Below are 13,947 nucleotides of genomic sequence, written 5' to 3' on the forward strand. Positions count from 1 at the left end.
TATTTTTTTTCATGTTTTCAAATCGGAAACATGTATTTGGCCTGCTTTTTTGTCTGAAAAAGCTGAGTAGTTACAAACTATTTTTAAAAGATTGTCAACAATAATTTTATCTCGCTATTTGTGGGCAGTAAAACTCCTACCTCAAAATTCGGCCGGAGCAAAGAAGTTAGATGGAAGCTTTACTGTCCGTAAACGTCCGATTAGTGAGGGCTGATTAAAGTTTCACTTTATTTCACTTCTAAATCAACATTTAAATTAGATGTATTTCCAGCTGCATCAGTTGCTACAATATGAATAGTATTTTTTCCTTCTTGTAATTGGTTACGATCGAAATAAATGTCGTAACTTTTCTCCCAAGGATTCAGGAACGCACTTTCCCACACACCATTGCCGTTAATTTCATATTGCATTCTCACTGGAATACCAGGTGCAACCCAACCAGATTCTGTCATCCAATCTAGTAGGATATCGTCAACTTTCCCTCTAATAACAAGATTTTCTTGATCAATTTCGTGTGTTAACTTAGGGGCTGTTCGGTCGATAAATACAGCTCCTGTTTGCTTTGTTTCTCCACCCGAGGTAGAAGCGACAGCTTCGATTTGGTATAAGCCATCAGGTAGAGGAGATCCATCAGTTTTTGTACCATTCCATTTGAAAGATTTATAACCTGGTGTTTCGTTTTTACCTTGATATACCGTACCTTGATATGTCACACGGTCTTTCGTGATTAAATTGGCATGAAACGCTATATCTTCAACTGGTGTAACTAAATAGTAATTGATTAGGTTGTCATCTAATATTTTGTCATTATTTGGACTGAAAGTAGAATTAACGATTTCAAGGCCATCAATACGCTTGTATTCTTTCGGATCGATACTAAATGTAAATGGAATACGCATTTCTTCAGTTTTCCCTTGCTCTTTTACATACAGATTCCCTGTATATACGCCTTGCGGTAAGGAGCTATCTACAGTAATAGTAAAAGGTTTTTCAATATTACTATTCGGTTTCATACTAATAGAAGAAGGGAAAGAAGTTTGGATTTTTGTTTTTGTATCTAGTAATTCAATACGAGTTGAAAAGTTTTTCTTTTTGTTAGAAAGATTTTGTAACGTAATATTTTGTGTTAGTTTCACTTTGCCGCTATTCGGTTTAATAAGACCGAAACTTACATTGTTCGGTTTTACTAACGCATCCGTTTGAGCTGCTTTCGGAATGTTAATTAAACCTGATCCTTGTGCCATAACAGGATATGTATTTTCATTGACATCTTTTAATGTTTTTGCAGTGTTGGCAAGAGCAGATTTCAATTGTTCTGTCGTCCAATCAGGATGCATTTGACGTAGTAAGGCAACAGCTCCTGCTACTTGTGGCGCAGCCATACTTGTTCCGTTGTGAGATTCATAGCCACCCCTTGGTACCGTACTAGTAATTTGTACGCCAGGTGCAACAACATCAGGTTTTATGAGCCAACTTCCTTGTGATGGTCCTCTTGAGCTGAAGTTACCAATAAGTTCTGTTTTGTTCGGTTGTCCAATCTTTATATTTTTCTTTCTTTTTGTAATTAAATTTTTCAATTCTTCGCCATTTGTACTTGATAGTTGCATAACTGGAAGAGCTATCTCTTCACGGCCAAAATATTCAGGCATAATATTAATTTTTTTTTCATTAGAAATTAGTAGCACCCCGATAGCTCCAGCTTGTTTCGCTTGTTCTGCCTTTACTAACGTGCTCGAAGTTCCTTGTAAAACAAGGGCGAACTTACCTTTCACATCTTGTTTAGCGTAATCGCTTGAATTACCGTAGCCAACATAGACAAGCTGAGCATCGTTTCCTACTTGGAAATCTGCTTTTGATAACGGTAATCCTTGATAAGATTTATTAGAACCAGCTACTTGGAATGTTGGGAATGGAATAGAAACAGTCGATGCGCCAACAGAGATGACACTACTTGCGTTACCAGGAGCATCAACAGACCAAGGTTTTGGTCCATCATTTCCATTTGAAACGACTGGAGTAACACCAAGTTTTGCTGCGCGTTCTAACGTCATTGTTACAGGTTGATCAGGGACATTCAAATCTTGACCGAGAGATAGATTTAAAACATCTGCACCATCTTGAATAGCGCGCTCAATACCTTGAAGAATATCTTCGGTCGTACCAGTACCGCTATCATTCATTACACGATAGGCTAGAATAGACGCATTTGGAGCAACGCCTTTAATTTTTCCGTTACCAGCAATAATACCAGCTACATGAGTACCGTGTACGTTACCATCCATCGGATCGTTATCTTCATCGACTGTATCATATCCACCGATATAGTTTGCTTGTAAGTCGGGGTGTGTATAGTCTACGCCAGAATCAATAATAGCGACTTTCATACCTTTTCCATCAAGCGGTTTGCCAGATGGATCTTTTAAATTCCATGCTTCAGGTGCACCGATTGTCGGTCCGCCAATATTTGGCGCTTCTTCTTTAGTAGCGCTTTTTGCTGTTTCATGCAATTTATATGTTAAGTTCGGATAAACAGCTTTTACTTCGGGTAAAGAAGCTAAAGCAGCAACTTGATCTCCTGGGATAGAAATAGAGAATCCAGAAAATAACGTGCTATACGTTTCTTTTATCTTTGCTTTTGGTGCTTTTTCTTTAATTTTCTTTGTTGTATCCTCTTGCGCCTTTTTTAGTTGTGCATGGTATGATTGCACATTTCCATTTTTTAAATCTGGAGCATGCTGAATGTTACTTTGTGAAGCGAGCGGAGCATGTTGCAATTCTACAATGACTGAAATTTCTTTTGATGTTTTTGTTTCAACATTTTGCGCGATTTTGTTTTCTCCCCATTGCTCAATATTCGCTTTTAACTGTGGACTAAATTGCTTCTCCTTTTGCAGCGATTCAGCATGCGCGCTTAAAGCTCCAAAACTAGAAAAGACAAGCGCCATACTTAATAGTGCAGATGTAGTTTTTTTCATTGAAACTCCCCCTAGTAAAAAGTGCTAATATTCCGAAAAGTTATCTTACATTTTTGTTCTGAAATATGAAATCGAATGTTGGCTAAACTATACTTTCGACATAATTCATACCAATCCTCTTTGAATTAAAAATTTCTTGGGAAATTTTTTGGAATTATGTCGAATGGCTCATACACAGTGGGGGGAAGCACATCCTTACTGAGTATAAATCCACAACAATTGTGCAATTAATATGGAGCGAAATTAGCATATAGTAAGCGGAATATGAGGAATGCTATAAGAAAAATGGAGGGACGTATGAAAAAAATTATCGTGAGTAGTAGTGTGGTTTTGTTTATTTTTTTATCTTCAATTTTTAGTACTAGTGCGGAACATAATGGGGTGAAGGTTGCTTTTATTCGTCATCATGACCTTTGGATTAAAATTGATGGGAAAGAAAAACAAATAACAAAAGGTGAGTACATAACAGGGCCAAAATGGTCCCATGATGGAGAATGGCTTGCCTATGCTAAAGGAAAGAAGCAAAACACCTTGGAGTTGTACCAACTGGAAGATGGAAAGAAAGTTAGGCCATTGCAATCTGAAGTATCGAATTATCAATGGTCACCGAAAGAGAATATAATTGCATTTGTATTTATGAATACATTAAATACGTTTGATGTCAAAAATAAGAATACAGATTTTGAAAATGTATCGGCTGGTGTAGGTGATTATGCATGGTATCCTGATGGAAAGAAGTTTCTTGTATCTTCTGAGGCACACTTACTTCCAACAGGATGGACAGGAGCTCAGCTATATGAAGTGCAAAAAGATGCACATATGAATCCTCATAAAATGAAGCATTTGTATGCATTACCAAATGAACATGATGATTTTTTAGCACTAGTTGCAAGTGGGTTTGAGTGGTCGCCAGATCAAAGGTGGATTTCATTTTTAGCGGTACCGACAGCTTCATGGTCAGCTGATAGTAATACGCTTTGCTTAGTTCGAGCAGATGGCAGTCGATTTGAAAAAGTAGATCAAATGTTATTAAACACACAATGGTTCAAATGGGCGCCATCCAAGAATATTTTAGCTTATATTGAAGGAAGCGGAAGAGTTGCGTTAGAGAATAAACATTTAAAAGTAAAAGAGCTGCCGGCACTTCAGCAGAACACCTTTACGCCGAAAGGATATGTCGATTGGGATTTTGCATGGAAGAACGATAAAGTAATGATCGTTTCACGAGCAAAAGAGGCAGGGATAGAAACTCCGCCAGAAAAAAGGCCACTGCCATCCTTATATGAGATCGATAGTACAAGCGATAAACAACAGCAAATCACAAAGCCACCTCATAAGCAAGGTGACTATCATCCCATCTTTATGAAGAAGAACAATCAATTAATATGGATACGCTCAGACCGTAAGAAAGCCAATGTATGGCTGTCCAATAGTGATGGGAAACAGGAAAAGAAGTGGATTGAAAATATAGATGTACCAGAATGGTATTATGAGAGATGGAATTGGGGAAATGTTATCTCGGTGAAAGAAGAATAAAAAAACGTGCCTAAAAGATAATTTTAGGCACGTTTTTTATTGTTATTTATGTGTTTTATTTGGCTTTTTTTTCGCGGGGTTTCCGTTCCCCTGACGCTTTCTATTTTGTTCATCTTTTGCTTGTTTTTCATGTAGTGTATCTAAAAAGTCATTCGAGTTACTCATTTTTATATCGCTCCTTTCATTTCGTCCTAATTACTATAACCATTTAGGAGGATAATCATGAGATAAAAGTTAAGCGCTTAATTTTCTTCGATAGTATACGTAAAATATGCCATACGTAATAAATAGCATAGATAAAATTTGTAACTCTACATTTTCTTTTAAAATAGTTGCGACAGAAGATGGTAAGTAGGCTGATGTATTGCTCGTTCCTACACCTAACCATTTGTTTAAGAGGTTAATGAAACAAAACATAAAAACACCAGACCAGCTTGCAATAATTGCCTTCTGCTTAATTTTTGTTTCACGTTCATCATCTGTAATCCAAGGATTAGCAGTTTTATCACTACTAAAAAATCCATTTATATATCCCCATATAATCATTCCAATTAAGATGGTTATCCATTTCATATTTGTGATTCCCCTCTCTCTCTTGTAAAAAGTATTTTACATATATAATTGTAATATTTTCCAAAATGTTATATCAAATATTTTTTACATATTGATTTTTCATATGGCAGGAATAATGGATGAGATAGGGAAGAAATTATGTTGAAGGATTTCATAGCGAGAGGAGGTTGGGTATGAAACTAGTCTTTGTTCGGCACGGTGAAGGAGAACATACAAAAGATTTACCGTCAAGTTTACAAGTGTTGCATCCACCATTGACGAATGAGGGAAGGAATCAGACTAAATTCATTCAATTCGATGTACCATTGCAAGAAACGGATATATTAATTGCCAGTCCTACACGTAGAACTTTACAAACAGCGGCAATATGGAGTGCGAAAGTAGCTTGTCAAAAAATCGTCCATCCATATGTATCCCCACGTATTTTTCCTTATCGAGAAGGAGCGAAAACATTACCATGTGATTACATAGTAGATCAGGGAATGATAACAGATTTATTTCCACATTTTTCGATAGAGAAAAGTACAAATAAGCAGTTATGGACGGAAGGTATAAATACTATTTCAGAGAATCGTTTTCAGCAAATAGTAGATGAATTTCTTCTTTGGTGCTATGAGCTAGGCGCTGAAAGAATTTGCATTGTATCTCACGACGGGACAATTACAGCGTATAGGCAATATGTACAGAAAGTCGTTTTAACTAGATCTGATTTTTTGCAAGAAACAGGTATATATGAAATGGATGTATCTTTTAAAAGTCTGATTGATGAGATCTAATTATAGGATGGAGGGTGTATGTTGAATGTTGCATTAGTAGTTGGTTTTAATTCGGATTTAGAGGCGCAATCAATCCGAGCATCGCTTGAATATTTTGGGGCAAAAGTTGTAACATACTGGATTGGTAGACCGAGAGAGTTCATTAATATTCTTTCTGGAAAGGGTTTATATAATGATATCAATTATGTTATTTTTTGCTTTCATGGTGAGGAAGGAAAGTTTGTCATGGAAGAGTTAGGTGAAGATATATATGAACAAGATGAACCGAGGGGATACTTTGGTGCAGCAGAAATTTATAAATATGCAAAATTGCATAATACACATATTGTAAATAGCGGGTGTACGTTAGGGGAGCGAAAACTAGCAGAATCTTTCTTACATAGTGGGGCGAAATCGTATATTGGATCGATAGATTATGTAGATGGGAATGCAGCACTTATGTTTACAATACGCTTATTTTATGGGCTTATTAGCCATGAAAAAACGTTAGAAGATGCTTTTCAAGAGGCGAAATTAATCGATGAGGAGACACGTACATTTCAATTCTATAAATAGTGAAAACGCATTTATTCTATATTTGAATAAATGCGTTTCACACTTAACTCACATTTTTTTTACATTTTCTTCAATGAAAATGATTATCACCTATGGTATGATATGTTCAAGTTTTTACAGGTAATAGAAGTTACTATATATTAGTATTTAATGTTTTTTATGTATGTCACAAATTATTCATGATTAACATTTTAAAAATAAGTAACTAATGATATTATATTATCTGTAACTAACTTAATTACAACTTTAGGAGGAAGATATGGTTATTCAATTTTTAAGAGAAAACAAAGCAGTTTCTTTTGTGTTGGCAGTAATTCGAGTGTATCTTGGTTATACATGGTTAATGGCTGGAATCGGTAAACTACAAGGAAAAGGGTTCGATGCAACTGGTTATTTACAAGGTGCAATTGAAAAATCTAAAGGAGCACAACCGGCTGTTCAATCTTGGTGGGCATCATTTTTACAAGATTTCGCAATTCCAAACGTTGATCTATTTAATACACTTGTAACGTGGGGAGAAATTTTAGTCGGAATTGGTTTAATTGTAGGCTGTTTAACAAAAACAGCGGTCTTTTTCGGTCTTGTAATGAACTTTTCCTATATGCTTAGTGGGTCAATTGGTGTAAATCCTGAAATGGTTATCCTATCAATGTTCGTTCTAGTCTCTGGTATGAATGCTGGTAAATTTGGAATAGATGGTTTCGTTATTCCGAAAGTATTAGGATCAAAAACTCAAAAGCGCCAAAAGCAAGCTGCTTAATATATGAAAGCGGGTATCTCAAAATGAGATACCCGCTTATGTTATTTTTCAACTTTATTGTTCTTAAAGAATTCTTTTACATAACCTACAAATTCTTGTGGCTCTTGACGAAATGGTGCATGATAACCTTTTTCGATAATATGGAAAGTACTATTTTTTAAGAATTGATGATACGTTTCTCCTTCTTTCCAAGAAACGCTACTATCATTTCTTCCCCATATAATTAAGGTTGGTTGTTTAATTTCATTTGCATTGATTTGAAGACGTCTAGGCCATAATTTCATTTTATTGTAATGCTCTTCATCATTACGCTTGGATTTAACTTTGTTTTCATCATAATCTGCAATAGTAGAAACAGTATTTAAATCAGTCGACAACTGTGGTTTTGGTGAACCTTGTTTATTAACGAATGTATGAGGACCGCCTGTAGCATCAGTTAAAATAAGGTGGGTAACGGCTTCAGGATATAAATAGGTTAAATTAAGAGAAATTTCTCCGCCCATTGAGTGTCCTAGTATTGCAAACGAATCATAACCTAGTTTTTTCATTAATTTATAATACAAATTTGCATGGGTTGGGAAAGAATAGTAAAAATCCATTGGCTTAGATGAGCGCCCGAATCCTAAAGCATCTACAGAAATAATTGTATGATCTTTTGCTAAGTCTGAGTAAATCTTTTGAAAACCATCTGACGATCCTCCAAATCCATGGATCATAAGTAAAGGTGGTTTTTCATTACCAATCTTTTTAAAGTAAATGGTTTGACCATCTATTTCTACCATTTTTTCCTCGGTAGCTAGTTTCGCTGTAAGTGTATTTTTCACTTGTTTTACTTGCTCTACTGGCTTTTCTGCTGCACTACATCCTACTAATAGTGTAAGAGTAAGACAACCTACCATAAAATAGCTAAATCGCTTCAATTAGGTGTCCCCTTTCTAACATAACGCTGTGTCTATCATAGCAAATAGCATATTACGATTTCCAGGAAGTTGGCTACCATTTTTCATCATAAGAGGTGAAAGGAGCGTTTCTTGGGAATTTTCTGTTTGAAGAAATTTACGAAATGAAAATTGTGAATGTGGGACATCAATTCTTACTGTGCCATTCCAACATTCACAGATTCTCTTGAATAATTGAATAGCATCCTTCTCTTGTTTTGCGATAAGTGGAGTGACGCATAATATATTACCTTTTTGTATACATAAGGAAAAAGCTTCTATACAGTTATTTCTCTCAATTTTAAAAGAGTGTATAGCTCTTGGTAATAGCGATGAGTAAAGTAAGGAACGATTAGCTCCAGTTGTAATTTGATCGAGAAAAATAAGTGAGACAAGATCTTGTTCTTTTACTTGTTGTGTATGAGCAATATGTGTCTTAGTAGTTTGTTTTTCAAAACGATGAATCGTCGTTACTGTTTGAAATTCGCATGATGTATAAAGAGGCTCGCCAGCTTTTGTTGCAATAAGTACAATTGGTTGTTTTGGATGAGTGTGTTCTAAGCAACAATTTAGCAAAATACGTCCGATGCCTTGGCCTTGAAAATTAGGATGGACGATTAACATGCCAATAGTAGAAAAACTATCTTTAAAAGGAAATACTCCTCCAGCTGCAATCAGTTTATTTTCATGCATATAACCGATAAGTGTGCCGAGAGAAAGATACATTTCGAATTGTTTTTTCATAAATTCTTTATCTTGTAACCATCCAATAGCTTTACAAAGGTCGAGTAAATCAAAAATAAAAGATTCATCTAGCTTTATTGTTTTCATAAATAGGCCCCACATTTCTATTAATTTTCATAAAAGTAGATTGAAAATGTTAAATAAGAGATTTACGTTACATGAAATCCAACTTGTTTATATTTTAATTGTAAAGGGGAAGAAGGTTGATACGAACAGACAAACTTATACAAATTATAACTGATATTTACATAAGTTAACAAAAAATTTACATATAACTAATTTTCTCTTAATAGTCTTCTATTAAATTTGATAGTGGGAAATGAATAACCTAATTAGGGGGACAAGACAGTGAAAAAGTTTGTGAAAAAAGCATGGCCATTTGCAGTTGTGGCGTCGTTAGCAGTTACTTCGGTGGCAACATGGAATTTTACACGTTCTAGTGAAGTGAATGCAGATGAGAGCGGAAGCAATGCAAAGATTAAAAATGTTATTGTGTTAATTGGAGATGGTATGGGTCCTTCATACATGACGGCTCATCGTTATATGAAAGATAATCCAAAAACATTCGAGATGGAATCTACAGAGTTTGATAAGCATCTTGTAGGAACACAAAAAACATATCCGGAAGATGAACATGAAAATATCACAGACTCTGCATCAGCAGCAACAGCTATGTCAGCGGGAATTAAAACATATAACGCGGCAATTGCAGTTGATAATGATAAAGCAGAAGTGAAAACTGTTCTTGAACAAGCGAAAGAAAAAGGGAAATCAACGGGACTCGTTGCTACTTCTGAAATTACACATGCAACACCAGCTGCTTTCGGTGCGCATGACATTAGTCGTAAAAATATGGATGCAATTGCAAATGATTATTTTGATGAAAAAATTAAAGGGAAGCATAAAGTAGATGTTATGCTTGGCGGCGGTGTAAAAAACTTTGTTAGAAAAGATCGCAATCTTACAGAAGAGTTTAAGAAATCTGGTTATAGCTACGTAACAGATCGAGATCAATTGTTAAATGATAAAAACGATCAAATTTTAGGTTTATTTGCACCAGGCGGTTTAGATAAAATGATTGACCGTAATGAGAAGACACCTTCATTAGAAGAAATGACAAATGCAGCAATTGAGCGTTTGAACAAAAATAAAAATGGTTTCTTCTTAATGGTTGAAGGAAGTCAAATCGACTGGGCTGGACACGATAATGATATCGTAGGTGCAATGAGTGAAATGGAAGACTTTGAAGAAGCATTTAAAGCAGCGATTGAGTTTGCGAAAAAAGATAAAAATACGTTAGTCGTTGCAACGGCAGACCACGCTACTGGCGGATTATCTTTAGGTGCGAATGGTGAGTATAACTTTAAAGTAGATCCAATTAAAGCTGCAAAACGCACACCAGACTTCATGGCAAATGAGATTGCAAAAGGTGCAAATGTAGAAGAGACATTAAAAAAATATATTGATTTACAATTAACACCAGAAGAAATTAAAGCGGTAAATGATATTGCTCCTTCAAAAGATGTAACAAAGATTGATAATGCGATTGAGGATATTTTCAATAAGCGTTCGGTTACAGGATGGACAACAGGTGGACATACGGGGGAAGATGTAAACGTATATGCATTTGGCCCTGGTAAATACTTGTTCTCTGGCGTTCAAGAGAATACAAATATCGCTAAACGTGTCTTTGATATTGTTGGCGGTGGCGATCCGAATAAAGGAAGACGCTAATTATCAAGAAAAGTGAGGCGAAATGCCTCACTTTTCTTTTTAGGAGATGGGAAAGATGAGGACTTTTTTCAGAGGGATAGGAGCCCTTCTAATAGGTGTATTATTGCTAGTTGGATGTCAATCCAAGGAGAATTATATAGAACAAAAATCTACTACTAAAAAAATTGAGGAGAAGGTACAAATAACGAAAGAAGAAGAAAAATCGATTCAAGATGTTATGGAGAAATTTGTACGGACGACAAATGAAAAAAATCTTGCTGAACATATGGAGTTATTCTCAAAGAAGCTGCCTAGTGCTGAAGACTTAAAAACACAAAAAGAAGCCGCTTTTCAAAAGGGAAATAAGAAAATTAAATTGGAACATATAGACATGAAAGCTAGTAAAGCAGGGTATGTTGTAGTTGAAACAAAGGAAAAGGAAATAGATGGGGAGGTCACTCTTCAGAAAAATGTACAGTATGCGCTTGGAAAAGAAGAAGATGGCTGGAAAATTGAAGAGGTTCGCACGATAGGGAAGAAATAAAGTGAAACTTTAATCAGGGAGTCTTACTGCCCGTAAATAGCGAAATAAAAAAGGTTCTCATTGGAGAGAACCTTTTTATAGTGGTAATAGAATTTGATTTGAACATGCTTCGATATCATCAATATCTTGGCGAATTGTTGCCATTTTATTATCAAGATCTTCAGCCTTCATTGCCGCATCATGTAGTTCATCTTTTAAATACTCAGGTATTTTCCCTTCATATTTATAATAAAGTTTATGTTCTAAACTTGCCCAAAAGTCCATAGCAAGTGTACGTAACTGGATTTCTGCAAATACATCTTTTGTACCAGAATTCAGTGATAAAGGATACTTAATGATCATGTGTAAACTTTTATATCCGTTTCCCTTTGGATTAGCGATATAATCTTTTACTTCTATGATTTCCATATCCTCACGCTTTTGAATGACTTCTTTTAAATGATAAATATCTTCTACGAAGCAACATGTAATACGAATGCCGATGATATCTTGTAAATGTGTTTGCGCATTCTCAACTGTCGGTAATAAATTTTTACGTTCAAGCTTTTTAATAATACTTTCAGGTTGTTTTAATCTTGTTTTTATATGTTCAAACGGGTTGTAATCCTCTAAAAATTGAGCTTCCCGGTTCATAATTTCAAATTTAGTTTTTAACTCTTCTAAAGCAAATGTATATGGTAGTACAAAAGCTTTCCAGTAGTTAACTGTTGATTGATTATATTCCATTTATATACACACCTTTTCCTATTTACAAGTGAGGTTGTTATTATACTAAATACCAAAGCATATAAGCGCAAGCAGCAAATGAGGAGATCATAAAACGATATTTAGTTTTCATATTTTCAACTCCTTTCGAGTAAGATTCTATATGAATAAACGTGATTGTTAATAAATTCACTATGTACAATTCTTATAGTAATAGATTCGTGTGAATTTCGTATGAACTAATTGTTTCAGATTTTTGTCTTTTTTTTGTAATTGACAAATAGAATAAACTTATATAACATATAAATCGTAATCATTACGTTTTAGTTTGCGATCTTTGAAAGAAAGGAGAATTACATATGCGTGTAAATATTACATTGGCTTGTACAGAGTGCGGTGATCGTAATTATATTTCTAAAAAAAATAAACGAAACAATCCAGAGCGCATCGAACTAAAAAAATATTGTCCACGATTAAAGCGAGTAACGCTACATCGTGAGACGAAGTAGAAGACTAGAGATATCTCTAGTCTTTTTTGTTTATAGCCATTTAGTTTTATTTGTTATAATTACCTTAAATTGTAATGAAGGAGAGGTATGATGAATCAAAAAGATAAAGAAGGAAAAGGGCAAGTGGCTCATATTATTGACATTTCAGATGATTATAGGCTTGTCGTAGATGATCAAGAAGGTGTGGATGACCCATATCATCTATTATGGTGGGAACATAAAGAGGATGAGGAGAGAACGATACAAATTACGCTGAATAGACATACTGGTAATTTAATCGAATTTAGTATAGATGATAAAAAATATTTTTCGAGTTCGAGTGGTAAGGAAGCGATAGGAGAGAATAAAGCAAGAGAGATTGCAAATGCATTCTTAAAAAAATATACAAAAGAAGGATATGAATTTTATACATATGTAACGGTTAAGGACGACAGGCGTGGTCGGAAAGAAGTAAATTATATGCAAGAAGTAAATGGCTATCCATTGCCGAATACAGGGTGTGTTGTGCGAGTTCATCCTTCAGGGAATGTTGTGCATTTTCGTTATAATGGACAAAAAGCTATCGAGAAAAAACCGTTATGGCCAAGTGAATTTGTTGAGGAGAACGTCGTTTTAGAGAATTTAAAAGCTAGACAAGATATGAGACTTGTATTTGTAGATTTAACACATTCTTCATGTGAGTATGAAAATGGAGAAGAAGTAACAGGGAATCATCTTGTATATGAACCAGAACCTAGTCATACGTTTATTAATGCAAGTACAGGTAAAGATTTATTTGGGCCCGATCATTATAAATTGCCTTCAACTGTAGCTGTTGAAAAACCGAAAAAAGGTAGCCGGCCAGACGATATATTCGATTTGTTTGAATGGAATAAAGAAAATTTTACAAAAGTAGCTGAGACGGAAAATGATGATGAAATAAGAATGAAATTTGTTCCGAAAGAGGAATTACAAAAACAGAAAGAAGAAAAGAATCCATATTTAATGAATGAATTCTTTAAAAAGCATTTACCGATGTTAAAATATAATAATTTAATTGGCATTACGGTTGATAAATCTACCAATGAATTAACTGGTTTTATAAAACTGACAGACGATAAAGAAGTAAAGCAAATATTTCCTAGAGAGGAATGTTTACAAAAAGCACTTCAATTTTTGGAACAAGTTATTCCAGATGTCACACAATATCTACGTCTTTGGGAAGAACGTGAAGAAGCAGAAGATGGGATTGAAAGATTTACCTTTTCCGTATATGTGAATGGCATTCCGGCAGAGTATAAGCAATTTATGGTTAATATCAATGCGGGAAATGGGGCTGTGGTGCATTATTCCGGAGAGTCTAGCAACCTTATAAAAGAATTACTTACATACGAAACAACACCAAAAGTAAAAAAGGAAAAAGCGTTAGCAATATACAGAGGGGCCATGCGAGTTAATTTAGAATGGTTTTTAGAAAATGACGTAGAGGAAACGAACTACGAACTACTGTATAAACAAACGACGGATGAAAATTATAAAGAATCCTTTGATTGTAGTCGAGAAATTCGTTATATTGATGCGCATACGGGGGAAAAGATTTGGAGTGAATAGTTTTATGAAAAGCCAATCGAGAATCTCGA

Annotated in this window: 13 protein-coding genes and 1 pseudogene; 8 read left to right on the plus strand and 6 right to left on the minus strand. The window is 34.9% G+C overall.

Features of this window, described 5'->3' with window-relative positions:
* Positions 1 to 227: 227 nt before the first annotated feature.
* Entirely contained in the window at positions 228 to 2,975 is a 2,748-nt protein-coding gene (locus JDS99_RS10120; RefSeq protein ID WP_199695029.1) for a S8 family serine peptidase, read from the minus strand.
* Between the two features lie 297 nt (positions 2,976 to 3,272).
* Between JDS99_RS10120 and JDS99_RS10125 the strand changes: the two genes are divergently transcribed.
* Complete coding sequence (locus tag JDS99_RS10125) at positions 3,273 to 4,511, plus strand: TolB family protein (RefSeq protein ID WP_087985277.1); 1,239 nt, start codon at positions 3,273 to 3,275, stop codon at positions 4,509 to 4,511.
* A 42-nt stretch (positions 4,512 to 4,553) separates the two neighbouring features.
* Here JDS99_RS10125 and JDS99_RS10130 read toward each other — a convergent pair whose 3' ends face one another.
* Positions 4,554 to 4,676, minus strand: a complete 123-nt coding sequence (locus JDS99_RS10130; RefSeq protein WP_000071861.1) for a DUF4023 domain-containing protein — start codon at positions 4,674 to 4,676, stop codon at positions 4,554 to 4,556.
* A 69-nt stretch (positions 4,677 to 4,745) separates the two neighbouring features.
* A complete protein-coding gene (locus JDS99_RS10135; RefSeq protein WP_087985276.1) occupies positions 4,746 to 5,084 on the minus strand; it encodes a phosphoglycerate mutase in 339 nt (112 codons plus the stop codon).
* Positions 5,085 to 5,154: 70 nt separating this feature from the next.
* Between JDS99_RS10135 and JDS99_RS10140 the strand changes: the two are divergent.
* The 3 genes and pseudogenes from JDS99_RS10140 to JDS99_RS10150 all read left to right on the plus strand — a co-directional run bounded on the left by JDS99_RS10140 (position 5,155) and on the right by JDS99_RS10150 (position 7,175).
* Positions 5,155 to 5,860 (plus strand): annotated as a pseudogene (locus JDS99_RS10140) (histidine phosphatase family protein).
* A gap of 18 nt (positions 5,861 to 5,878) precedes the next feature.
* Positions 5,879 to 6,415 carry a delta-aminolevulinic acid dehydratase gene (locus JDS99_RS10145; RefSeq protein WP_088064443.1) on the plus strand — a complete coding sequence of 179 codons (537 nt, stop codon included), beginning with the start codon at positions 5,879 to 5,881 and terminating at the stop codon, positions 6,413 to 6,415.
* Positions 6,416 to 6,674: 259 nt separating this feature from the next.
* On the plus strand, positions 6,675 to 7,175 hold the full coding sequence (locus JDS99_RS10150) for a DoxX family protein (protein ID WP_000236605.1): 501 nt from the start codon (positions 6,675 to 6,677) through the stop codon (positions 7,173 to 7,175).
* Positions 7,176 to 7,216: 41 nt separating this feature from the next.
* On the opposite strand, the gene JDS99_RS10155 is transcribed toward JDS99_RS10150, so the two are convergent.
* The gene (locus tag JDS99_RS10155; RefSeq protein WP_088064441.1) at positions 7,217 to 8,095 is read right to left on the minus strand and encodes an alpha/beta fold hydrolase; all 879 of its coding nucleotides are present in this window, start codon (positions 8,093 to 8,095) and stop codon (positions 7,217 to 7,219) included.
* Between the two features lie 15 nt (positions 8,096 to 8,110).
* On the minus strand, positions 8,111 to 8,944 hold the full coding sequence (locus JDS99_RS10160; RefSeq protein ID WP_088064440.1) for a GNAT family N-acetyltransferase: 834 nt from the start codon (positions 8,942 to 8,944) through the stop codon (positions 8,111 to 8,113).
* A 261-nt stretch (positions 8,945 to 9,205) separates the two neighbouring features.
* On the opposite strand from JDS99_RS10160, the gene JDS99_RS10165 reads away from it, so the two are divergent.
* Both JDS99_RS10165 and JDS99_RS10170 read left to right on the plus strand, forming a co-directional pair.
* Positions 9,206 to 10,591, plus strand: a complete 1,386-nt coding sequence (locus JDS99_RS10165; protein ID WP_088064439.1) for an alkaline phosphatase — start codon at positions 9,206 to 9,208, stop codon at positions 10,589 to 10,591.
* Positions 10,592 to 10,646: 55 nt separating this feature from the next.
* A complete protein-coding gene (locus tag JDS99_RS10170) occupies positions 10,647 to 11,114 on the plus strand; it encodes a hypothetical protein (RefSeq protein WP_199695031.1) in 468 nt (155 codons plus the stop codon).
* A 75-nt stretch (positions 11,115 to 11,189) separates the two neighbouring features.
* On the opposite strand, the gene JDS99_RS10175 is transcribed toward JDS99_RS10170, so the two are convergent.
* Complete coding sequence (locus tag JDS99_RS10175) at positions 11,190 to 11,840, minus strand: GTP pyrophosphokinase (protein ID WP_000456212.1); 651 nt, start codon at positions 11,838 to 11,840, stop codon at positions 11,190 to 11,192.
* Positions 11,841 to 12,178: 338 nt separating this feature from the next.
* Here JDS99_RS10175 and rpmG point away from each other — a divergent pair, with 338 nt between their 5' ends.
* On the plus strand, positions 12,179 to 12,328 hold the full coding sequence (gene rpmG, locus JDS99_RS10180; protein ID WP_001265617.1) for a 50S ribosomal protein L33: 150 nt from the start codon (positions 12,179 to 12,181) through the stop codon (positions 12,326 to 12,328).
* A 90-nt stretch (positions 12,329 to 12,418) separates the two neighbouring features.
* Positions 12,419 to 13,918 carry a YcdB/YcdC domain-containing protein gene (locus JDS99_RS10185; protein WP_088064438.1) on the plus strand — a complete coding sequence of 500 codons (1,500 nt, stop codon included), beginning with the start codon at positions 12,419 to 12,421 and terminating at the stop codon, positions 13,916 to 13,918.
* Positions 13,919 to 13,947 lie beyond the last annotated feature (29 nt).

Origin of the sequence: Bacillus cereus group sp. N6 (genome assembly GCF_016483705.1) — a bacterium.
GTDB lineage: Bacteria > Bacillota > Bacilli > Bacillales > Bacillaceae_G > Bacillus_A > Bacillus_A wiedmannii.

Excerpts from the sequence above, each read along its gene's own strand:
- JDS99_RS10120 (WP_199695029.1), bottom strand. The coding sequence starts at position 2,975 with ATGAAAAAAACTACATCTGCACTATTAAGTATGGCGCTTGTCTTTTCT.
- JDS99_RS10125 (WP_087985277.1), top strand. The coding sequence starts at position 3,273 with ATGAAAAAAATTATCGTGAGTAGTAGTGTGGTTTTGTTTATTTTTTTA.
- JDS99_RS10130 (WP_000071861.1), bottom strand. The coding sequence starts at position 4,676 with ATGAGTAACTCGAATGACTTTTTAGATACACTACATGAAAAACAAGCA.
- JDS99_RS10135 (WP_087985276.1), bottom strand. The coding sequence starts at position 5,084 with ATGAAATGGATAACCATCTTAATTGGAATGATTATATGGGGATATATA.
- JDS99_RS10145 (WP_088064443.1), top strand. The coding sequence starts at position 5,879 with ATGTTGAATGTTGCATTAGTAGTTGGTTTTAATTCGGATTTAGAGGCG.
- JDS99_RS10150 (WP_000236605.1), top strand. The coding sequence starts at position 6,675 with ATGGTTATTCAATTTTTAAGAGAAAACAAAGCAGTTTCTTTTGTGTTG.
- JDS99_RS10160 (WP_088064440.1), bottom strand. The coding sequence starts at position 8,944 with ATGAAAACAATAAAGCTAGATGAATCTTTTATTTTTGATTTACTCGAC.
- JDS99_RS10170 (WP_199695031.1), top strand. The coding sequence starts at position 10,647 with ATGAGGACTTTTTTCAGAGGGATAGGAGCCCTTCTAATAGGTGTATTA.
- JDS99_RS10175 (WP_000456212.1), bottom strand. The coding sequence starts at position 11,840 with ATGGAATATAATCAATCAACAGTTAACTACTGGAAAGCTTTTGTACTA.
- rpmG (WP_001265617.1), top strand. The coding sequence starts at position 12,179 with ATGCGTGTAAATATTACATTGGCTTGTACAGAGTGCGGTGATCGTAAT.
- JDS99_RS10185 (WP_088064438.1), top strand. The coding sequence starts at position 12,419 with ATGAATCAAAAAGATAAAGAAGGAAAAGGGCAAGTGGCTCATATTATT.